The organism is Bacillus cereus group sp. Sample62 (assembly GCF_036851315.1).
Taxonomy (GTDB): domain Bacteria; phylum Bacillota; class Bacilli; order Bacillales; family Bacillaceae_G; genus Bacillus_A; species Bacillus_A wiedmannii.
Window position 1 is genome coordinate 2,139,264 of record NZ_JAFLPK010000001.1, and the last position, 21,073, is coordinate 2,160,336.

Genomic DNA, 21,073 nt, shown 5'->3' on the forward strand with positions numbered 1-21,073 from the left:
TTTATGCTGTAGGTAAGACATAAAAGAGTACGCAGAAGAACATCATCGCACTACCACCTAAAACGAAAAGATGCCAAATGGCATGATTGAAAGGTAACTTTTCCCAAAGGAAGAATATAGCCCCTACAGAATATAAAATTCCGCCTGCTAAAAGTAGTGAAAAACCATGTCCAGTTAGATTTTCATAAAGTGGTTTAATAGCAACGATTATGAGCCATCCCATTATGATATAGCATAATGTTGATGCCTTAATAAAGCGACGTACAAAGAAAATTTTGAAGATGATACCTCCGAGTGCTAGTGTCCATATAATAGCGAGTAACGTCCAGCCTAATGGTCCACGAAGCGTAATAAGTAAAAAAGGAGTATATGTGCCAGCGATTAATAAATAAATGGCTGAGTGATCTAGTATAGTAAATAATTTTTCTACTTTTGGATGATGAATGCTATGTAACAAGGTCGAAAACAAGTACAGTAAAAACATGCTTACACCATAAACCGTAAATGCAACTACAGCAGATGCGGTACCATGCTTAGAGGCATGAATAATTAATATAATTAAGGCAGGGATGCTTAAAATGGCACCGATACCATGTGTAATTGCATTTGCAATTTCTTCTTTCACAAAATGTGTCATTCGTGTCATTTTTTCAGTCATAATGCAAATCCTTTCTACTATCATAAAATAATATGTCGTTTCCCTTACCATATCATACACAAGGGCAATAGAAAATGAAATTTGTATAATTGATTATATTTTTGAATTTTTTTGACAAAAGGCAATGGATTTGTTGACGTTTTCAAACTTTTTTGACAAAATAAAATTATGCAATAGTAGGACAAGGAATCTACTAATAAAGGGGATGGAGAAATGTTTTCAAATATTGGCTTTCCAGGATTAATTTTAATTTTAGTAGCTGTACTCATTTTGTTTGGGCCGAAAAAATTGCCGGAAATCGGAAAGGCTTTAGGGGAAACGTTAAAAGAATTCAAAAAATCAACGAAAGAATTGACTGATGATGCATTTCAAGAGAAGGAAAAGAAAGAAAAAATGTAATGAATTTTCCTCGAAATGGATAAATAAAGTGTGGTGAACGAGATGGAAGATCGGGAAATGAGCGTAGTAGAACATATTGTTGAGCTTCGCAAACGAGTAATATATACAGTGCTATCCTTTGTCCTATTTTTAATTATCGGATTTACTTTTACGAAGGATATTTATTTTTGGCTTGTAAAAGATTTACCAATGAAATTAACTGTTCTCGGTCCAAGTGATGTATTATGGATTTTTTTCTCGATTGCTACAGTATTTGCTATCGTTTGTACAATTCCTTTTGCTGCTATACAAATGTGGTTATTTGTAAAACCGGGTTTACATCCAAATGAACAAAAAATGACAGTAATGTATATACCGGTATTGTCTATATTATTTATTGCAGGTTTATGTTTTGGATATTTCGTTGTAATGCCGTTTTTATTTCATTTTTTAACTACGATAGGTAATGAAATGTTTAATACGATGTTTACGACAGAAAAGTATTTTCATTTTGTTCTTAATTTAACAGTCCCATTTGCTGTGATTTTTGAATTACCTGTAGTTGTCATGTTTTTAACGAGTATTGGACTGTTAACGGCGGAATTTCTAATAAAAATAAGAAGGTATGCTTACGTAGCATTGATTATCATTGCATCGTGTATATCACCGCCTGATTTTTTATCTCATAGTTTAGTAGCGGTACCGCTTATTTGTATTTATGAAATTAGTATCGCTTTATCAAAGATTGTTAATAAGCGAAAAAAGAAAAGAGAAGAAGAAATTCAGTCGAAAAGTGCCTCGTTATAAAGGCACTTTTTTTATTTATTTGTTATACTTTAGACATAAACGTATACAATATATAGAAGAAAAAAATTATAGAATCTCCAAAATTTAGACAAACTTTGCGCTTTGCTAAGTTTATACTAAAATTATTAAGCAATATACGGATAACGGGATTCCTGTCTTATCGGATATTTAGGACGGAGGATGAATAGAGTATAAATCTTCTAACCAAAAGGACTACAGGGATTGACTAAGGATACTTTTGTATTCATAGAAGTCTCCACTTTAAACAACGTGTTACAGCGTAAAGTAGAGGAAGTTCAAAAATCCAATGAAAAAGAGGATTGATATTGTGATTACGAAAAGTTTTTATTTCACTCATTCAACAGGGGATTGTATTAAAATATTCGAAATCCCTGTCCTACAGGCACAGCATCCATTATCGTTTCTAATTCAGTCTCGTCTTCAATTATTTATTGCAAAAATTCAAAAACAAAAGCACCCAAGATTTTCGTATTCTTTCCGTGAATATTTGCAAAATTGTTTGAAGTGGAATGATTATTTAAATGTATATAAAACAAATACCCTTGAAAAAAATGCATGATACAGAGTATGGACAGGGTTAGTAAACTCTGTCTTTTTCATTTTAGGTATAAAAATATAATTAATTTGGTGAAATTTGTTCGAAATTGTTGAAAGCACAGGGAATGCTAGTATAATAACAAGGAGAGCGTATTGGAAAGGGAAGAATATAATATGCAAAAAATTAAAATTGTAACAGATTCAACTGCAGATTTAGCGCAGGATGTAATCGAAAAGTATGGCATTCATGTGCTACCATTATCAATCTCTGTAAATGGACAAACATATTTAGATCGCGTTGATTTACAACCTGATGAATTTATTGAAGAAATGATCAAATCAGAGGAATTACCAAAAACATCACAACCGGCAATGGGTACATTTGTAGAAATGTATGACAAGTTAGGTGAAGATGGAAGTGAAGTACTTTCCATTCATATGACAAGTGGAATGAGTGGTACTGTGGCAACTGCCAATAGTGCTGCATCAATGACCGACACAAAAGTAACAGTTGTTGATTCTCAATTTATTACACATGCTTTAGCATATCAAGTAATAGAAGCTGCAAAAATGGCAAATGAAGGACGCTCACTAGAAGAAATTTTAAAACGTGTAGATGAAGTGAGAAAAAATACTCGTTTATATGTAGTAGTAGATACATTAGAAAATTTAGTGAAGGGTGGGCGTATCGGTAAAGGAAAAGCGTTTATCGGTTCGCTACTTAATATAAAGCCAATTGCTAGCCTTGAAGATGGTGTTTATAACCCTGTTACGAAAGTGCGTAGCCAAGGTCAAATTGTAAAAACGTTAGCTAAGTTATTTGAGGAAGATACAGCTGGAAAAGTTGTAAAAGCTGTTGCAATTCCGCATGCGAAAGCAATTCCTTTAGCTGAAAATGTAAAAGCGGCTGTTGAAAAAGTGAGTGGATTTGCTCAATCAGAAATTTTCTTTACAACGCCTATTATTAGTACTCATACAGGTCCGGGTGCGATCGGATTTATGTATTTAGCAGAGTAATAAAAAAGCTACTTGAAATGAATTTTCAAGTAGCTTTTTTATGTGAATAGAAAGTAAGAAATAAGAAGGGTTATACAGGCACTCCCGCTAATGATATAGCGAGTCTGTAAATATTTATTCATAGAAAACACCCACTGATTAAAGTTTTACTTTATGATTTTCTATAGTATATGTTGGATATAGAAAATAAGTAGTTACGTTATACGTGTAATGTTTCAATTTTTTCATTTACTTGCTTATCGTTTGTTGCGCTATTATAAGTAAAAGTTTGGCCTAAAAAGAGTACATGCAGTTGTTCCCACGGTAACATACGTAAATTCCAATTATTTCGAAGCCTTGTTACTGCCTCGCGGGGTGTTTCATCGGCGAGGGCAAAAGCTCCGTAATGCATCGGTATAAAGTGTGTAGCGTTTAAATCTAAATAAGCTTGCACTGCCTCTTCAGGTGAAACATGAGATACTTTCATAAACCATTCTGGTTCATAAGCGCCAATTGGCATAAGGGCAATATCAATTGAAAAGCGATTGCCAATTTCTTTGAAACCTTGGAAATATCCACTGTCACCACAAAAATAAATGGTTTCTTTCGTTGTTTCATTATTTATAATCCATCCCCCCCAGTGAGATGTATTCATATCAAATAAGGATCTTCTCGTCCAGTGCTGGGCCGGTACGAAGTGAAAGGAAACATCATTAATGATCGTATTTCCCCACCAATTATACTCTTCTACACGAGTAAATTTTTTGCGAGTAAATAGTTTTTTCAGTCCAATAGGTACAAGGTATAAAACATCATCATTTAGCTGGCGAAGCGTTGAAAAATCTAAATGATCATAATGACCGTGTGAAATGAGGACAATATCAATTTTAGGTAGTTCTTGTATAGAAAGACCAGGTTCAGTAAGTCTTGGAACTAATTTTAATTTAGTAGCCCATACTGGATCTGTTAATATATTCAGCCCATTCGTTTGGATAAGGAATGTGGAATGACCAATCCAAGTTACAGACGTCTTTTCAAAGTTGTTTTGTAGGAATTTACTTTGTTTAACAGGTGATTGTTCTACTAAAAAAGAAAAATCCTTTTTATTTTGTTTTCGTTCTTTTCGCCAACGTATAAAGGAACGAATTGATTTTTTTGTACTCACATTATCCATGTTTTCATAACGTTTTGTCATGAACATCACCTCATTTAAAATCGTTGTAATTGTATTGTACCGAAATGTTGTTAAGGAATACAGTGTATAACATGGATGAATGTTTAAGGAATTGTTAAAAAATAGGGGGATGCGTTTACAAAAGTAACAATAAAATTAGTTTTGCAACTTCTATTTAGAGAAATAATAGTAAAAAAATAAATTTTGTCTAGTAATTGGCTTGAAATAAAGAAGTAACATACGTAAATTCGTACGATTTCGTGAACAAATGTAGTAAACAATTTTCTCGTAGTGTTAACTTTTGTTATGATAAACATAACCTATTTAAATTTAGGATAGAGAAAAGAGGTTTATAAATGAAGCGTTATCAAAAAATAATTGGTCTTATGGTTGTATTTTGTCTCTTTGTACTTGCTGGATGTAGTGGATCAGGTTCAAAGCTTCGTAAACCATTGAATTGGGATTTAGAAACTTTCCAATTTACAAATCAAGATGGAAAGTCATTTGGTACAAAAGATTTAAAAGGGAAAGTTTGGGTTGCTGATTTTATGTTCACAAATTGCCAAACAGTTTGTCCGCCAATGACTGCTAATATGGCAAAACTGCAAAAGATGGCAAAAGAAGAGAAATTAGACGTTCAGTTTGTTTCGTTTAGTGTAGATCCAGACCTTGATAAGCCGGAGAATTTGAAGGCTTTCATTCAAAAGTTTACAGAGGATACTAGTAACTGGAATTTATTAACGGGTTATTCATTAGAGGATATTACAAAGTTTTCAAAAGATAATTTCCAATCACTTGTAGATAAACCTGAGGATGGTCAAGTTATACATGGTACATCATTTTATTTAATTGATCAAAACGGAAAAGTAATGAAAAAGTATAGTGGTATTAGTAATACACCGTACGAAGACATTATACGTGATATGAAGAGATTAGTGGATTAAAAAGAAGGGTGCACAGCACCCTTCTTTTTTTACATTAGTCTATGGATAAAATGTCATGCTGTTGTGGAAGTTTTGGTGCCCGAATTTCTAACACACCGTTTTGATACGAAGCTTTCGCTGCTTTTTTATTAATTGAGTACGGTAATTTAATCAATCTTGATGCTTCTGAAATGGAACGTTCTCGGCGATAATAGTTATGAGATGTTTCTTCCTCGACCTCTTCAAGTATCTCTTCTTTTACAGAGACTTTTAAGTATTCACTTTGTATTTCAATTTGAATTTGTTCTTTTTGTATACCTGGTAGTTCAGCTGTAACAACGAGTTCTTCACCAACTTCATATAAATCTACGGGGAATGTTAATAAACGATTTCCTTTTTGGAAAAAATGATTTAAATCAGCGATTACATTGCGAAGAGGAGTTTGCTCGAAGAAATCATCAATTTGTTTTAAATAATTGCGAACCGGTGGGCGAGAAGAGTCTTTTTTTTCTTCACTCATGGTATTCCCTCCTAGAAATCAATTTGCAATATCATATGACAAAAGCGGAGAAAGGTGATTGCCTAGTTTTCATGTTTTCATAAAAAATTGTTAAAAATGTGAAATGGAGTGATTTTTTTATAGTTTTTGGTCGCCATATTCAATTGATTATGCTAGTATAAATAGGGTTGATATAGTAGTATATAGACAGAATGAAAACTGAAAGAGGGTAAGAAGTATGTGTGGTTTTGTAGGATGTTTATGTGAAAACCCTAGAGAGTTTTCAGAAACAGAAAAACATCAATTTGAAAATATGAACACGATGATTTTCCACCGCGGTCCAGATGACGAAGGATATTTTCGTGATGAACATGTACAATTTGGCTTCCGCCGTTTAAGCATCATTGACTTAGAGGCAGGACATCAGCCGCTAACTTATGAAAATGATCGATATGTAATTATTTTTAATGGTGAAATTTACAACTATGTAGAATTACGTGAAATGTTACTTGAAAAAGGTGCAACATTTGCAACACAATCTGATACAGAAGTTATCATTGCATTGTATGCACATATGAAAGAAAAATGTGTAGACTATCTTCGTGGTATGTTCGCATTTATGATTTGGGATCGTGAAGAGAAGAAACTTTTCGGTGCACGTGACCACTTCGGTATTAAACCTTTATACGTCGCACAACAAGGTGATACTACATTCTTCGCATCTGAGAAGAAAAGTATTATGCATGTGATGGAAGATAAAGGCGTTAATCCAACGTCACTACAACATTACTTTACGTACCAATATGGTCCAGAGCCAGAAACATTAACAATTGATGTTAATAAAATCGAGCCTGGTCATTATTTCGTAAAAGAAATCGGTAAAGAGATGGAAATCCATCGCTATTGGAAACCTTATTTCAATGCTTCAAGCGCAACGAAAGAGGAGCATATCCAAGCAATTCGTGATGTGTTATATGATTCAGTAAAAGTGCATATGCGCAGTGATGTACCAGTAGGCTCATTCTTATCTGGTGGTATCGATTCATCTATTATCGCTTCTATCGCAAGAGAAATGAATCCAAATCTTTTAACATTCTCTATTGGTTTTGAACAACGTGGTTTCAGTGAAGTTGATGTTGCAAAAGAAACTGCTGAGAAATTAGGGGTTAAAAACCATAACGTATTCATTTCAGCGAAAGAGTTTATGGATGAGTTCCCAAAAATCATTTGGCATATGGATGATCCTTTAGCAGATCCAGCAGCTGTACCATTGTACTTCGTTGCAAAAGAAGCACGTAAACATGTAACAGTTGTTCTTTCAGGTGAAGGTGCAGACGAGCTATTTGGTGGTTATAACATTTATCGTGAGCCAAACTCACTAAAAATGTTCTCTTACATTCCTAGCCCAGGTAAGAGCGTTCTAAAAGCATTAAGTGGTGCTCTTAAAGAAGGCTTTAAAGGAAAGAGCTTCCTAGAGCGTGGATGTACGCCAATTGAAGAGCGTTACTATGGAAACGCGAAAATCTTCCGTGAAGAAGAGAAAGCGGAATTAATGAAGTATTACGATGAAAGTGTTAACTATATGGATATCACGAAACCATTGTATAACGAAATTAAAGATTATGATGATGTAAGCAAAATGCAGTACATTGACATGTTTACATGGTTACGTGGTGACATTTTATTAAAAGCTGATAAAATGACAATGGCAAACTCATTAGAACTTCGTGTACCGTTCTTAGATAAAGAAGTATTCGATGTTGCATCTAAAATTCCAACTGAATTAAAGATTGCTAACGGAACTACGAAAGCTATTTTACGTGAAGCGGCACGCGGAATCGTTCCAGATCACGTATTAGATCGTAAAAAACTTGGATTCCCAGTACCAATTCGTCACTGGTTAAAAGACGAAATGCATGATTGGGCTATCAATATTATAAACGAGAGTAAAACAGAGCATTTAATCGACAAACAGTATGTATTAAACTTACTGGAAGCACATTGTGCAGATAAAGGCGATTATAGCCGTAAAATTTGGACTGTACTTGCGTTTATGGTATGGCATCAAATTTATGTTGAGCATAAATACGATACGAATAAGTTCCACGAAGAAACGAAACGTGCGTATAGCTTAGTTTAATTAGAAAAACCTTAAGATCGGATATGATCTTAAGGTTTTTTTCATAAATGGAACGCATTATTGATACAATAATAGTAAAAGGATGGACAACATATGATTATGTTTGAAAAAGTAAATGTTGAAAATGAAAACGTTGTTAAAGAAATGTTTCGCTCACATAGTTTAAGTGAGGATCATGTACAGTATTGTGTGAAAGTTGATGATACATATATTGGTGTAATAGATTATCGTGTTCAAGAGGAGAGTGCGATTTTATCTCAGCTCATTATTCACTTTGATTATCAAAGTTACGGTTATGGAACAAATACGTATTTTACATTTGAAACGATGATGAAAGAAAGAAATGTGAAAGAGATAAAGGTATTACAAACGGAATTAACAGAACAAGCAAAATCTTTCATAGAGAGCTTTGGTTTTAATGAGGAAGATGGAATATATGTGAAGAAAATATAATGATGAGTATTTATGCGGGATAAATATAAGGCAGGTGGATGTATGACGATGACTTCTGGTCTTGTATTAATTGGAGGGTGTTTTATAGTAGCAGAGCTAAGCCATATGTTCATTCGAAAAAGAATGAATAAGAAGAGAAAGCCGTATGAATTGCAATATGCCCCTGTGTTTTTCCTTTTATTTTGTATGCTTATTACATTACAAAACATAACGAACTTTCCACCGCTTTTAAATATGTTTTTAAAGTTCAGTTTGCTGTATAGTAGCACTGGAATAGCCCTTCTATTTCTTTTATTTTGCATACGTTATATTCACTATCAATCGTATATATTTATTTTAAATTGGTTAAAGCAAAATGATAGAAACCGCCTTACATAAGGCGGTTTTTTTATTTGTAATTGTAATGGCTAGGTGCCGTTTTAATTAGTGTCATAGTTGTTTATTTATATACGAAAGAAATAGGCGAATTAAGTGATAGGAAATTTATATTGTTACAACGAATTGTATTGGCAGTTTCACTTATTATGTATTTTATAACAGACAAAATAGATAACATATTATCCGAAAGAACTCTCCTTCCTCAGGCGTGTGAAAGACGATAGTCTAGCGGCAGGTGGGAGATGAATTTTGGTTTGGCGTAGCCAAACATTTGGTTTTCCTATTTATTTTGCCTCTGATATAATCAGTCTTATAAGAGGGGGATTTTGGTATAACAATGAAAGTAGATAATAATCTTGTAGTGTTCAGGTTGTGTGATCACCGTCATAGCTTATGGAAAATGAAGCGGAAAATGAGGTGAATGGATATGTCAAAGCAGAATAAGGCGTATAAATTTCGTCTGTATCCAACAGAAGAACAAGCACATCTCATACGAAAAACATTCGGGTGTGTACGTTTTGTGTATAACAAAATGCTGGCTGAACGAATAGAAGTATATGAAAAATATAAAGAGGACAAGGAAGAACTAAAGAAAGAAAAATTCCCTACTCCTGCAAAATATAAGACAGAGTATGAATGGTTGAAAGAAGTTGATTCATTGGCATTGGCCAACGCGCAATTAAACTTGCAAACTGCGTATAAGAATTTTTTTAGTGGTCAAAGTGATTTTCCTACATTCAAAAGTAAAAAGAGTAGAAAATCCTATACAACGAATCGAGTAAACGGAAATATTATGTTATTTCATGGTTATATCAAATTACCAAAGTTGAAAATGGTGAAACTGAAGCAACATAGAGAAATCCCGCCAAAACATATCATCAAATCGTGTACGATTTCGATGACACCTACTGGTAAATACTATGTCTCCATCTTGACTGAATATGAAAAAGAGATTGTACAAAAAGAAGTACAAAGTGTAGTTGGATTAGACTTCGCAATGGCTGAATTGTACGTGAGTAGCGAAGATGAGAAAGCCAATTATCCTCGCTTTTATCGTCAGATGTTAGAGAAATTAGCGAAGGCACAACGAGTATTAGCAAGACGTGTGAAAGGTTCAGAGCGCTGGAAGAAACAACGCATTCGTGTATCGAAATTGCATGAAAAGGTCGCCAATCAACGTAAAAATTTTCTTCATCATAAGTCTAAAGAATTAGCTACGAGTTTTGACGTTGTAGCAATCGAAGACTTACATATGAAAGGAATGTCACGAGCATTTAGATTTGGTAAGAGTGTAGCGGATAATGGTTGGGGGATGTTCACGACATTTTTAGCATATAAGCTACAAGAACAAGGAAAACAGTTTGTAAAAATAGATAAATGGTTTCCTTCTACAAAGATGTGTAGTAATTGTGGAAATAAAAAAGAAATGCCATTATGTGAACGCACGTATGCGTGTTCGTGTGGACTCACAATCAGTCGTGACTATAACGCAGCGATCAATATCAAAAAAGAAGCCATCCGCTTATTAGTGTTGGCATAAATAGTAACAAAATAACCTTTGGAACAAGGGAGTGAGCTCGGCTGTCCTAGGACAAATTCGTTAGCTATCAAAAGTAGCGATGAACCGAGAAGCCCCCCACTCGGGGTAAGCTCGTAAGAGGTACTAAGTGGAGGGTAGTTCACAATTGCTTGGAGTTTTGACAGATTCTACTATTAGTTTTATGTTAATGATGCAGCTTATACTAAAAAAAGTAATACCTGATATGTATTATGTACGTTATGCATTGACTGGAATGACAATTACTTTCTTATGTCCGTTTATGTTTCACATGTTACGGTTAAAAAGTGAATAGCAAATAAGTACAAAAATATTTTGAATAAAAATGAGATCTAAAATATATATATTGAAAAAGTTTTCTGATATATCTATTGACAATGTATGAGATATACATTAGTCTTGTGAAAGTAATTGAAAATCATTTTCAACTAGGAGGATTTATGACACGCACTAAAAATATTTTTACACTTTGCATTATGTTATTAATGGTCATAATCGCAGGGTGCGGTAAAGCAGAAGAGAAGAAAGATAAAGATACATCAGTAAAGGCAAAGGATTCATATAGTATAAAGCATGCAATGGGTGAAACGACAGTAAATGGTACACCAAAAAGAGTTGTTGTTTTAACGAATGAGGGTGCTGAGGCACTTTTAACTGTTGGAGTAACGCCAGTTGGAACGACAAAACCACGAGCTGGGGATGAATGGTATCCTCATTTAGCGAAAGAGTTAAAAGATACGAAAGTAGTAGGAACTGAACGTGACATTAATTTAGAGGCAGTAATGAAGCTTCAGCCGGATTTAATTATTGGAAATAAAATGCGTCACGAAAAAATATATGAGCAGTTAAAAGAAATTGCGCCAACAGTATATGCTGAAACATTGCGCGGTGATTGGAAAGAAAACTTTACGCTTTATACAAAAGCTGTAAATAAAGAAAAAGAAGGGCAAAATGCTCTTAATGATTATAAAAAGCGTATTGCAGGAATAAAAGAACAATTAGGTGATAAAATTAACTCTAAAGTTTCAATTATTCGCTTCGTCCCAGGTGATGTTCGTATTTATCAAAAAAATTCATTCTCAGGCGTTGTATTAAATGATATTGGATTTAAACGACCACCACTACAAGATAAAGATGAATTTGCGATAAAAGGAATTACAAAAGAACAAATTCCAAATATGGACGGGGACTACTTATTCTATTTCACATCTGATAAAGATGCGGATAAGAATAATGAAGGAAACACGTTAGCGAAAGAATGGACAGAAGATCCGCTCTTTAAGCAGTTACAGGCTTCTAAAGATAATAAAGTATTCGAAGTAGATGAAGTGATTTGGAATACAGCAGGTGGTATTGTAGCTGCAAATCTTATGTTAGATGATATTGAAAAATATTTTTTAAAGTAAATGAATGGTCGAGTACATCACTGTAAATGGGTGATGTGCTTTTTTATTTATAAAATACAGAAAATTCCTTCTTTTGAGTGTGGATAAGTTGTACAATTAAACCAATCATGGAATAAAGGAGTGGGAATGAATGAAAGCTACTCATAAAGATTGGATTTTGTTTAACGGAAGAATTGTAAATACGAAGGAAGAACAGCCGATGATTCCATTAGAGGAGAGAGGCTTTCAATTTGGTGATGGTATATACGAGGTATTTAGACTATATGATGGGAAGCCACATTTATTAGATTTACATTTGGAACGATTCTTTAATTCTATGGAAGAAATAAAACTAATTCCACCTTTTACTAAGGAGGAGTTAGTGGAAGAGTTGCATCAAATGATTGAAAAAAATCAATTTCAAGAGGATGGGAATGTATATTTGCAAATATCAAGAGGTGCTCAAGCACGTAATCATGTATATGAGTCAAATATGCAACCAACATATTTTGCAAATGTTGTTTCGTTTCCAAGACCAATTGCTGCTATGGAACGAGGAATAAAAGTTACTGTAGAAGAGGATATACGGTGGAAGTTCTGTCATATAAAATCTTTAAATCTGCTACCTAATATTATGATTAAAAATAAAATAAACGAACAAGGCTATCAAGAAGCGATATTACTACGAGATGGAATTGTAACTGAAGGCTGTCATTCAAATTTCTTTATGGTGAAGAATAATAAATTGATTACACATCCGGCTGACAATTTCATTCTCCACGGCATTACACGTCACTTCGTTATTACATTAGCGAAAGAGTTACATATTGAAGTAGAAGAACGAGAATTTTCACTACAAGAAGTATATGAGGCTGATGAGTGCTTCTTTACAGCAACACCACTTGAAATATTCCCAGTCGTTCAAATAGGTGATGAACAGTTTAGAACCGGCGAAAGAGGACCAATTACAAAGAAACTCCAAGTTGCATATGAAGAAAGTATTCGTTTGTTTAAAGTTACGAACTAATATTGAAGAAAAAAGCTGGTATTCCTCCAGCTTTTTTTCATGATATAATTCAAGCATAGGACAAGATTTGAAAACGCTGTAAAAAGGGGATTTAAAGTATGAATTATGAAGATTTTAAAGAAGTAATTCACGGTAGACGAAGTGTTAGGAAGTTCACAGAACAAGAAGTATCCACTAGTGATATAAAAGAAATTATTGATTGTGCTCGTTATGCACCGAGTGATACAAACTCACAAACTTGGGAGTTCTTGGTCATTATGAACCGAGAGAAAATTAAAGAAATTGAACAAATGACATGGGATGCATTACATAAACTTGCGGCAAAAGCGGCAGAAAACGGAGAAGAGAAAGCAGGGAAATTACTTACACGTTCTTTCGGACCATATGCAACAGCTTTCTCGGAGGCGCCAGTATTAATCGTATGTTTGGCAACACCATATGAATCAAAGTTTCGTGAAAAGATATTTGATCCAATTGCTTTTGTTCCAGATTCAGTTTGGGAAGAAGAAGGAATTAAGAGTAGCTGTTTAGCGGCACAAAATTTAATGCTGGCTGCACATGCGAAGGGGCTTGGTACTTGCCCGATGACAGGACCGGTATTGTTAGCTCAAGATGAACTACGACAATATTTACAAGTTGAGCCTGAAAAACAAATAAATATGGTTATTTCACTCGGTTTTCCGAAAGATAAGCCGAAGAAACTTCCAAGAAAAGAAGTAGATGAGATTACAACATTTGTTTTTTAAAGCCCAAAATAAAAAGACATTGAATGAACAATGTCTTTTTATTTTGGACAGGTATGTAATTAATTTGTTGGGCTAAAATGATAGATAAGAGGGAATTACTATTTATTTCATAAAAAAAATTAATGTTCTATTAAGGAAAATATGATACATTAATCGTGAGCAATATTCTATTTGTTCATGAAAGTGTTGAAAGTAGTTTTAAAATTTAAAAGTTATTTTTGTATAATAAATTATAATGAAATGACAGGGGGGATGAATTTTGAAAAAATTCATAATCACTGGATTGTCTGTATTGTTACTAGTTGGTTGCGGTACTCCACAGGAAAAAGAGGGTACACAATCAAAGCAGGAAGAAAAAGTTGTAAACGCAAGTAATGAGAATATAGTTGTATTTCCTGAAGGAGCGGTGCCAATTGGAGAAGGAAAAGTGAAAGTTATTACTCCAGATGGCACCTCTGAAAATGGCAATATACCGGCTGTGTTCATCAAAAAGGATACTTTAATTCAGCAAGTTGAATTAGAGCTTTCTAATTTTCAAAACGATAAAGAAACATTTATATTTGTAGATCAAGTATATGCAGATAAACATCAAGTTACTAGTACAACACAGACAACAGTACAATTAAAAGAAAAGACGCTTGAGACAGGTAATCATACGGTTACTGCAGTACAGTATGAAAACAATGACCCGAAAGGAAAGGTTATTAGTTTTAATCAAGCAACATTTGAAACAAAACCTGCGTCTTAATAAGAATAAAAAGTACATTACTCAAAAAGTAGTGTATTTTTTTGTTTATACTAGAGGATGTCATAGTAAATCACTTGTTTCTACTATGAAAAAGAAAGAGGCTTAAGATGTGAATCGGTGTATTCGTATCGTCTTTATTCGTATAACGAAGTCATTAATTTGGTTTACGATACAAGAAGTAATTCAAATTACGCTCAATTAACAAATTCATGATTTGTTAATAGGAGCTATTTGTTTTACCATTGTTTATCTATCATATGATAAACTCAGATTAAGGTAAGTTTCACATGAAAAATGTAGGTATTTCATTTGAAATGTCGAATAGTACATACGATGTCGTAATAACAAATTTTCTATTGTTTACTGTGAAACAGAAGAAGGGGAGATAGTAGTTATGAAACGAGCGCTTATTAATATTGATTATACATATGATTTTGTAGCTGAAAAAGGTGCTTTAACATGCGGGAAACCAGGACAAGAAATTGAGAAGGAAATTGTCCATATAACGAAGCAATATATTGAAAATGGAGATTATGTTGTCTTTGCGATCGATAAACACGAAGAAAACGATGTATATCATCCAGAATCAAAGTTATTCCCGCCTCATAATATAGCTGGTACAAATGGAAGAGATTTGTTTGGTGAATTACAAGATGTGTACGAAATATATAAAAATGCAGAGAATGTATATTATATGGATAAAACACGATATAGTGCATTTGCAGGAACAAACTTAGAGATGAAGTTAAGAGAAAGAGGAATAGAAGAAGTTCATCTTGTAGGTGTTTGTACGGATATTTGTGTTCTTCACACAGCGGTAGATGCTTATAATAAAGGATTTAAAATTGTAGTTTATGAAAAGGCAGTTGCATCTTTTAATGCGCAAGGACATGAATTTGCACTTGGACATTTTAAGTCATGCTTACATGCAGAAGTGAAGTAAAAAAAAGAGGCCTTTAAAAAGGTCTCTTTTTACGTTATAGCCCATTGTAAGTAACCTCAGCGAGTCCAAAATATTTTCAAATGAACTATTTGGCGTTGTGTTAATATTCCCCTTTTTGTTTAGGTAAGTATTGAGGTCTTAACATAAAGTCATTTATAAAAAATTCTATTGTTATCTCCCTTTAAATAATAAAAAAGGGTATATTTATAGAAGATAGTGTAACAAGTTTTTAAGGAAATCAAAAGGTATGACAATAAATTAGTTTTTCATGAAATTTTCATTAGTTAAGGGTGTGGATGGATGAGTTTATTAACGTATACTGAAGAATTTTTTAATTATGTAAGAGAGTTTTTACTTTTAAGATTTTTACTATTTGCTTTAGTTCTAATCATTATCTCTTTTGTAATTAACCGCATTATTGATTGGTTTTTTAGGAAATCAAGCTTTTTTGATGAAGAGGTAGAGCAAACAATTCAAAGTGTGATTCGATCAATTTTTAGATATATCATCATCATCAGTCTAATCATTTATTTAATTAGCCAATTTGTAGATATAAAAAGTATCATTGCAGGTGCAGGGATAGCGGGTGTTGTTATCGGTTTTGCTGCACAACAGATGTTAAAAGATGTTATATTAGGCTTTGCGAGATTAGCGGACAAAGAGTTTCGTGTTGGCGATTTTGTTACTTTTAACGGAACAAATTCAGGAACGATTGAGGAAATTAGTATTCGTTTTATGCAAATTCGTGAATGGTCAGGAAAACTTCTAACTATACCACATGGAGAGATTAGAACGATACAAAATTTTAATAAAGGATGGATGCGCGTAATTGAACGGATTACGGTAAGTTATCAGGAAGATCCTACAAGAGTTAAGGAATTGTTAGAAGAAGTTTGTGTAAATTGTAATGAAAAATTGGCTCCGAGTCTTTATAAAGTAGAGGATGAAGCTGTTGAGCCGTTTAAATATGTTGGTGTCACAGATTTAAACCCGAATCTTAAATATGTTGGATATGAATTTTGTATTACAGGTTTAATAAAGCCAGAAGATTATTTTGAAACTTCTAGACAAGTAAGGTTTGAACTAATGTCTATGTTCCATAAGAATCAAGTGCAAATGCCAGCAGCAAATATGGTCGTTACTGCTGAAAGTTTACAGCATGCCCGTGCTGGACAATCTTTATCGGACAGCTAAAGAAGAATAAGAACAGTTTGTTAACAAAATTCTGTTTTTAATATTGGATAGAAAAACAATATTAAAATGATTAATTTAAAGAAAGAACTGAAGGAATTCGGTTCTTTCTTTATTTGTAGAATTTAGAAATTTCTTAATGTTATAATGGTAGTTGGTGATGAGAATGAACTTTGAAGAAAAAGAGATGCATCGTTTAGAAGCATTAAAAGCAATTGCTGAATTATTAAATGAAGCAACAGACTTACAGGACATGTTAGAAAAAGTGTTACATACATTGTTACAAGTTATGAATTTACAAACAGGGTGGATATTCTTTATCGATGAAAGTGGAAAGCACCGTATGCTTGTAGATGAAAACTTACCACCGGCTCTTACGTGGCAAGAGAAGAAGCCGATGTGTGAAGGAGACTGCTGGTGTGTAGAGCGTTTTGTGAATGGGAGATTAGAAAAAGCGACAAATATTATTGAATGTAAGCGGATAGAGGATGCGATTGAATGTAATTGGGGAGAGACCGAAGATGTTACGCATCATGCGACAATTCCCCTTAGGTCTGGATCGGAGAAGTTTGGTCTATTAAATGTGGCCTCACCTCAAAAAACACATTTTTCAGAGGAAGAATTAGCATTACTAGAATCAATTGCATTTCAAATAGGAACGACAATACAACGTATTCAGTTAGTAGAGAAAGAACGTAAATATGTAGTGGTAGCTGAAAGAAATCGACTTGCACGTGATTTACATGATTCAGTAAAACAATTGTTATTTTCTATTATGCTAACAGCAAAAGGTACTTTAAATATGACGCAAGATAGAGACTTGCAAGAGATGTTGAGTTATATTGGAGAATTATCACAGGAAGCATTACAAGAAATGACACTTTTAATTTGGCAATTAAGACCGGAAGGATTAGAGAAAGGTTTAGCAGAAGCAATTAAAAATTACGGAAAGTTGTTAGGGATCCACGTGGAAGTTCGAATTGATGGTATGGTTTCAATTGGAGATGAAATAGAAGAAGTTTTATGGCGTATTAGTCAAGAAGCAATACATAATTGTAAAAAACATGCTTCATGTGAAAAGGTAAATGTTCTTTTAAAAATAGAAAATAACCAGTTGTATTTTTACATAGAGGATAACGGAATAGGATTTATACAAGATCATGTAAGAGAGTCAGCGCTCGGTTTAAAAAGTATGAAGGAACGTATTCAGTTAATGAGGGGATCATTTCAAATAAAAACTGAGCTGAAAAAGGGAACAAAAATTGAAATTCAATTGCCGGTTTAAAGGGGAGAAGAAGATTGAAGATTAAATTACTACTAGTTGAGGATCATCATATCGTTCGAAGAGGACTTGTATTCTTTTTAAAAACGAGAGAAGAATTTGAAATAGTTGGGGAAGCAGAAAATGGTGAAGAGGCATTAACATTCATTCAAACGGAAAGACCAGATGTAGTATTAATGGATCTATCAATGCCGAAGATGGATGGTATAGAAGCAACAAAACGGATAAAACAATATGATGAAACAATAAAGATACTTATATTAAGCAGTTTTTCAGAGCAAGATTATGTTTTACCAGCACTGGAAGCTGGAGCAGATGGTTATCAATTAAAAGAAGTACAACCTGAGCAACTTGTTGCTTCTATCATTGCAGTACATGAAGGAAATGCGAATTTTCATCCGAAAGTAACACCAGCACTATTCGGACAGTCAGCAGTCAAGAAAGAAAAAGAGAACCCTTTTTCTATGTTAACGAAAAGAGAGCAAGAAGTACTTCGTGAAATTGCGAAAGGGCGAAGTAATAAGGAAATTGCAGCAGAGCTTCATATTACGGAACAAACTGTAAAAACACATGTTTCAAATGTTTTAGCTAAATTGGAAGTAGATGATCGCACGCAAGCTGCGTTATATGCGGTGAAACACGGGGGAAATAATAAGTATGAATAATTATGTATCATGTTACGACAGAATACATAGGAGTATTTAAAATTTATCCCACTATTTGCAGGCTATAATTAGTGGTAGATGTACAATACTATCACTGATTAAAGTTTCAATTTATAGTAGTGCTAAATAAAGGTTTTTCTTCTTTCTATAATTAGGTACAATAAAACTACGATGGAAGGGGAAGATATGCTATGCCAGGTACAAGAAGTGGGATTGGAAAAATTCAAGCTTCGTTAAACGGTTTATCACCGAAATTGCGAAGTATTGCCGAACATATATTGAAACATCCACAAGATGTTGTACATAAATCTATTACAGAATTAGCTGAAGTTACGAATAGTTCTGAAGCCACGATATTCCGCTTATGTAAGCACCTCGGTTTTCAAGGGTTTCAAGATTTAAAGATTACACTAGCTCGTGAAATTGTACATACTCCTATGCAAAATATTCATGAAGAAGTATCGGCAGAAGATAGTATGGTAACTGTTGCTAAAAAAGTTTTTCATTCGCATATTACAGGACTGCAAGATACATTGCATTTGTTAAATGATACAGCGCTAGAGCAAGCCGTAAAGGTATTGCAAGATGCAAGTCGTATTGAGTTTTATGGAAATGGTGGTTCTGGTATTATTGCGATGGATGCATATCATAAATTTATGAGAACGGGTATTTCTTGTATTGCTCATACAGATTCACATTTTCAAATTATGGGTGCGGGTTTACTTACTAAAGAAGCGGTGGTAATTGCAATTTCACATTCTGGTAGCAATAAAGGGTTACTGGAAGCGTTAGAAGTAGCAAAAGCAAGGGGAGCTCACATTATTGCAATTACGAGCTATCAGAAATCAGCATTAAGTCAACTTGCTGATATTACTTTGTATACTTCAACACGTGAGACGGAATTCCGTACAGAAGCAAGTTCATCAAGATTAGCACAGTTAAGTTTGTTAGATACTTTATACGTTGGGTTATCGTTACAACGCCAAGAAGAGACGTTGCAAAATTTACAAAGTATACGTGAAACAATTTCGATGAAACGAATATAAAAAGTCCTTCAATTGAAGGGCTTTTTATATTGGTCAATAGTTTGATGATATATAATCTAGGTTTACTCGGTATAATTTTTTTTGAAAATATGATGATAATACTTTCCTATATTAAAAAATCTTTATTTATTACTCCACATCTTGAATTCTAATAAACGATACATAGATGAAATCTCAGTTTTCCCTTCAAATATAGTAAGAAAACATTTGGTTAATAATTCAAATATTGTTCAATATTTAACAATAAGCTTTTAAAATTACATGTTATGATGAACGTGTAATGATGATTGAACATTTAAATTTGGCATAATGATTAGCCAAATCAGTGAAGACAGAAGTTTTGAGATGTACTCATTAAAATTCTAAAACACTAAAGGGGAGATCACATATGAAAGCAGTAGTAGTTAATAAAAATAGTAAAGCAAACATTGAAGTTATTGAAAAGGAATTACGTCCGTTACACTCAGGTGAAGCGTTAGTAGATGTAGAGTATTGTGGGGTTTGTCATACTGATTTACACGTTGCAAATCATGATTTTGGAAACACAGATGGCCGTATTCTTGGTCATGAGGGTGTAGGTATTGTGACGAAAATTGCTGATGATGTTACTTCACTAAAGATAGGTGATCGTGTAAGTATTGCATGGATGTTCCAATCTTGTGGACGTTGTGAATATTGCGTAACTGGTAGAGAAACATTTTGCCGTGAAGTTAAAAATGCTGGTTATTCAGTAGATGGTGGTATGGCTGAACAATGTATTGTTACAGCTGACTATGCGGTGAAAGTACCAGAAGGATTAGATCCTGCTCAAGCATCATCAATTACATGTGCGGGCGTAACTACATATAAAGCAATAAAAGTATCAGATATTAAACCTGGCCAACCTATCGTAATCTATGGTTGTGGTGGATTAGGTAACCTAGCTATCCAATATGCTAAAAATGTATTTGGTGCAAAGGTAATTGCAGTAGATATTAATGATGATAAATTAGCCTTAGCAAAAGAGGTTGGTGCTCATATGACTATCAATCCAATTTCTCAAGGTCCTGCTGATAAGATTGTGCAAGATGAGTTTGGTGGTGCTTATGCTGCTGTAGTAACAGCTGTTTCAAAAGTAGCATTCAATTCAGCAGTTGACGCAGTACGTGCTTGTGGTAAAGTCGTTGCAGTAGGTTTACCAGTAGAAACTATGGATTTAAACATTCCGCGCCTTGTACTAGATGGAATTGAAGTAGTTGGTTCTCTAGTTGGTACTCGTAAGGATCTAGAAGAGGCATTTATGTTCGGTGCAGAAGGAAAAGTAGTGCCGGTTGTTCAAACTTGTTCTCTAGATAAAGTACAAAATGTATTCGAAGAAATGGAACAAGGTAGAATTCAAGGACGTATGGTAATCAATTTTAAACAGCATAATTGTGATTGCAAATAATTCATTTTAAATATAAAAAGCATGAGTCTAGCAAAGGACATGTAAAAAAGTTAGACGGCATAAAGAAGCTGATCCCTGTATTCAACAGGGAT

The 21,073-nt window shown here is 33.8% G+C and carries 22 protein-coding genes and 2 pseudogenes; 21 read left to right on the forward strand and 3 right to left on the reverse strand.

Going from position 1 to position 21,073, the window contains the following annotated elements; translation table 11 throughout:
- Position 1: 1 nt before the first annotated feature.
- Positions 2 to 658, reverse strand: a complete 657-nt coding sequence (gene trhA, locus J0835_RS10840; protein ID WP_000136880.1) for a PAQR family membrane homeostasis protein TrhA — start codon at positions 656 to 658, stop codon at positions 2 to 4.
- 213 nt (positions 659 to 871) lie between these two features.
- On the opposite strand from trhA, the gene J0835_RS10845 reads away from it, so the two are divergent.
- From J0835_RS10845 to J0835_RS10860, 4 genes are all read left to right on the forward strand, one after another.
- On the forward strand, positions 872 to 1,057 hold the full coding sequence (locus J0835_RS10845) for a twin-arginine translocase TatA/TatE family subunit (RefSeq protein ID WP_000492443.1): 186 nt from the start codon (positions 872 to 874) through the stop codon (positions 1,055 to 1,057).
- Positions 1,058 to 1,099: 42 nt separating this feature from the next.
- Complete coding sequence (gene tatC / locus J0835_RS10850) at positions 1,100 to 1,843, forward strand: twin-arginine translocase subunit TatC (RefSeq protein WP_087980979.1); 744 nt, start codon at positions 1,100 to 1,102, stop codon at positions 1,841 to 1,843.
- A 328-nt stretch (positions 1,844 to 2,171) separates the two neighbouring features.
- A complete protein-coding gene (locus J0835_RS10855; protein WP_000629012.1) occupies positions 2,172 to 2,423 on the forward strand; it encodes a DUF2535 family protein in 252 nt (83 codons plus the stop codon).
- Between the two features lie 152 nt (positions 2,424 to 2,575).
- Positions 2,576 to 3,418 carry a DegV family protein gene (locus tag J0835_RS10860; protein WP_076539187.1) on the forward strand — a complete coding sequence of 281 codons (843 nt, stop codon included), beginning with the start codon at positions 2,576 to 2,578 and terminating at the stop codon, positions 3,416 to 3,418.
- A gap of 199 nt (positions 3,419 to 3,617) precedes the next feature.
- Here J0835_RS10860 and J0835_RS10865 read toward each other — a convergent pair whose 3' ends face one another.
- On the reverse strand, positions 3,618 to 4,592 hold the full coding sequence (locus J0835_RS10865) for an MBL fold metallo-hydrolase (RefSeq protein WP_087980980.1): 975 nt from the start codon (positions 4,590 to 4,592) through the stop codon (positions 3,618 to 3,620).
- A gap of 335 nt (positions 4,593 to 4,927) precedes the next feature.
- Between J0835_RS10865 and J0835_RS10870 the strand changes: the two genes are divergently transcribed.
- Positions 4,928 to 5,515 carry an SCO family protein gene (locus tag J0835_RS10870; RefSeq protein WP_046959312.1) on the forward strand — a complete coding sequence of 196 codons (588 nt, stop codon included), beginning with the start codon at positions 4,928 to 4,930 and terminating at the stop codon, positions 5,513 to 5,515.
- Between the two features lie 34 nt (positions 5,516 to 5,549).
- Here J0835_RS10870 and J0835_RS10875 read toward each other — a convergent pair whose 3' ends face one another.
- On the reverse strand, positions 5,550 to 6,014 hold the full coding sequence (locus J0835_RS10875; protein ID WP_001288088.1) for an Hsp20/alpha crystallin family protein: 465 nt from the start codon (positions 6,012 to 6,014) through the stop codon (positions 5,550 to 5,552).
- Between the two features lie 217 nt (positions 6,015 to 6,231).
- On the opposite strand from J0835_RS10875, the gene asnB reads away from it, so the two are divergent.
- The 16 genes and pseudogenes from asnB (at position 6,232) to adhP (ending at position 20,981) form a co-directional block, all read left to right on the forward strand.
- Positions 6,232 to 8,133, forward strand: coding sequence for an asparagine synthase (glutamine-hydrolyzing) (asnB, locus tag J0835_RS10880; protein ID WP_087980981.1), 1,902 nt, complete (start codon positions 6,232 to 6,234; stop codon positions 8,131 to 8,133).
- Between the two features lie 93 nt (positions 8,134 to 8,226).
- Complete coding sequence (locus J0835_RS10885) at positions 8,227 to 8,586, forward strand: GNAT family N-acetyltransferase (RefSeq protein WP_087980982.1); 360 nt, start codon at positions 8,227 to 8,229, stop codon at positions 8,584 to 8,586.
- Between the two features lie 48 nt (positions 8,587 to 8,634).
- Complete coding sequence (locus tag J0835_RS10890; protein WP_087980983.1) at positions 8,635 to 8,964, forward strand: hypothetical protein; 330 nt, start codon at positions 8,635 to 8,637, stop codon at positions 8,962 to 8,964.
- Positions 8,965 to 8,993: 29 nt separating this feature from the next.
- A pseudogene (locus J0835_RS10895) lies at positions 8,994 to 9,140 on the forward strand (phosphatase PAP2 family protein); the annotation flags it as partial.
- Between the two features lie 251 nt (positions 9,141 to 9,391).
- Positions 9,392 to 10,504, forward strand: coding sequence for an RNA-guided endonuclease TnpB family protein (locus J0835_RS10900; protein WP_144536302.1), 1,113 nt, complete (start codon positions 9,392 to 9,394; stop codon positions 10,502 to 10,504).
- Positions 10,505 to 10,676: 172 nt separating this feature from the next.
- A pseudogene (locus J0835_RS10905) lies at positions 10,677 to 10,817 on the forward strand (phosphatase PAP2 family protein); the annotation flags it as partial.
- A 145-nt stretch (positions 10,818 to 10,962) separates the two neighbouring features.
- Positions 10,963 to 11,928: an ABC transporter substrate-binding protein gene (locus tag J0835_RS10910; RefSeq protein ID WP_087980293.1), complete on the forward strand. Its 966-nt coding sequence runs from the start codon at positions 10,963 to 10,965 to the stop codon at positions 11,926 to 11,928.
- A 130-nt stretch (positions 11,929 to 12,058) separates the two neighbouring features.
- Complete coding sequence (gene dat / locus J0835_RS10915; protein ID WP_087980294.1) at positions 12,059 to 12,934, forward strand: D-amino-acid transaminase; 876 nt, start codon at positions 12,059 to 12,061, stop codon at positions 12,932 to 12,934.
- Between the two features lie 98 nt (positions 12,935 to 13,032).
- Positions 13,033 to 13,680 (forward strand): nitroreductase family protein, encoded by a 648-nt coding sequence (locus J0835_RS10920; protein WP_001105302.1) that lies wholly within the window; start codon positions 13,033 to 13,035, stop codon positions 13,678 to 13,680.
- Positions 13,681 to 13,939: 259 nt separating this feature from the next.
- Entirely contained in the window at positions 13,940 to 14,428 is a 489-nt protein-coding gene (locus J0835_RS10925; protein WP_087980295.1) for a hypothetical protein, read from the forward strand.
- Between the two features lie 394 nt (positions 14,429 to 14,822).
- On the forward strand, positions 14,823 to 15,371 hold the full coding sequence (locus tag J0835_RS10930) for a cysteine hydrolase family protein (protein WP_087980296.1): 549 nt from the start codon (positions 14,823 to 14,825) through the stop codon (positions 15,369 to 15,371).
- Positions 15,372 to 15,671: 300 nt separating this feature from the next.
- A complete protein-coding gene (locus tag J0835_RS10935) occupies positions 15,672 to 16,565 on the forward strand; it encodes a mechanosensitive ion channel family protein (protein ID WP_087980297.1) in 894 nt (297 codons plus the stop codon).
- Positions 16,566 to 16,749: 184 nt separating this feature from the next.
- Positions 16,750 to 17,847 (forward strand): sensor histidine kinase, encoded by a 1,098-nt coding sequence (locus tag J0835_RS10940; protein ID WP_176373351.1) that lies wholly within the window; start codon positions 16,750 to 16,752, stop codon positions 17,845 to 17,847.
- Between the two features lie 14 nt (positions 17,848 to 17,861).
- Positions 17,862 to 18,509 carry a response regulator gene (locus J0835_RS10945; RefSeq protein WP_087980299.1) on the forward strand — a complete coding sequence of 216 codons (648 nt, stop codon included), beginning with the start codon at positions 17,862 to 17,864 and terminating at the stop codon, positions 18,507 to 18,509.
- A gap of 191 nt (positions 18,510 to 18,700) precedes the next feature.
- Positions 18,701 to 19,555, forward strand: coding sequence for a MurR/RpiR family transcriptional regulator (locus J0835_RS10950; RefSeq protein ID WP_001119633.1), 855 nt, complete (start codon positions 18,701 to 18,703; stop codon positions 19,553 to 19,555).
- Between the two features lie 388 nt (positions 19,556 to 19,943).
- On the forward strand, positions 19,944 to 20,981 hold the full coding sequence (gene adhP, locus J0835_RS10955; protein WP_087980300.1) for an alcohol dehydrogenase AdhP: 1,038 nt from the start codon (positions 19,944 to 19,946) through the stop codon (positions 20,979 to 20,981).
- The last annotated feature ends 92 nt before the right edge of the window (positions 20,982 to 21,073 follow it).

Coding starts and splice junctions, on each gene's coding strand:
- asnB (WP_087980981.1), top strand. CDS start 6,232: ATGTGTGGTTTTGTAGGATGTTTATGTGAAAACCCTAGAGAGTTTTCA.
- dat (WP_087980294.1), top strand. CDS start 12,059: ATGAAAGCTACTCATAAAGATTGGATTTTGTTTAACGGAAGAATTGTA.
- J0835_RS10885 (WP_087980982.1), top strand. CDS start 8,227: ATGATTATGTTTGAAAAAGTAAATGTTGAAAATGAAAACGTTGTTAAA.
- J0835_RS10890 (WP_087980983.1), top strand. CDS start 8,635: ATGACTTCTGGTCTTGTATTAATTGGAGGGTGTTTTATAGTAGCAGAG.
- J0835_RS10865 (WP_087980980.1), bottom strand. CDS start 4,592: ATGACAAAACGTTATGAAAACATGGATAATGTGAGTACAAAAAAATCA.
- trhA (WP_000136880.1), bottom strand. CDS start 658: ATGACTGAAAAAATGACACGAATGACACATTTTGTGAAAGAAGAAATT.
- J0835_RS10875 (WP_001288088.1), bottom strand. CDS start 6,014: ATGAGTGAAGAAAAAAAAGACTCTTCTCGCCCACCGGTTCGCAATTAT.
- tatC (WP_087980979.1), top strand. CDS start 1,100: ATGGAAGATCGGGAAATGAGCGTAGTAGAACATATTGTTGAGCTTCGC.
- J0835_RS10935 (WP_087980297.1), top strand. CDS start 15,672: ATGAGTTTATTAACGTATACTGAAGAATTTTTTAATTATGTAAGAGAG.
- J0835_RS10940 (WP_176373351.1), top strand. CDS start 16,750: ATGCATCGTTTAGAAGCATTAAAAGCAATTGCTGAATTATTAAATGAA.
- adhP (WP_087980300.1), top strand. CDS start 19,944: ATGAAAGCAGTAGTAGTTAATAAAAATAGTAAAGCAAACATTGAAGTT.
- J0835_RS10845 (WP_000492443.1), top strand. CDS start 872: ATGTTTTCAAATATTGGCTTTCCAGGATTAATTTTAATTTTAGTAGCT.
- J0835_RS10900 (WP_144536302.1), top strand. CDS start 9,392: ATGTCAAAGCAGAATAAGGCGTATAAATTTCGTCTGTATCCAACAGAA.
- J0835_RS10930 (WP_087980296.1), top strand. CDS start 14,823: ATGAAACGAGCGCTTATTAATATTGATTATACATATGATTTTGTAGCT.
- J0835_RS10860 (WP_076539187.1), top strand. CDS start 2,576: ATGCAAAAAATTAAAATTGTAACAGATTCAACTGCAGATTTAGCGCAG.
- J0835_RS10920 (WP_001105302.1), top strand. CDS start 13,033: ATGAATTATGAAGATTTTAAAGAAGTAATTCACGGTAGACGAAGTGTT.
- J0835_RS10870 (WP_046959312.1), top strand. CDS start 4,928: ATGAAGCGTTATCAAAAAATAATTGGTCTTATGGTTGTATTTTGTCTC.
- J0835_RS10950 (WP_001119633.1), top strand. CDS start 18,701: ATGCCAGGTACAAGAAGTGGGATTGGAAAAATTCAAGCTTCGTTAAAC.
- J0835_RS10910 (WP_087980293.1), top strand. CDS start 10,963: ATGACACGCACTAAAAATATTTTTACACTTTGCATTATGTTATTAATG.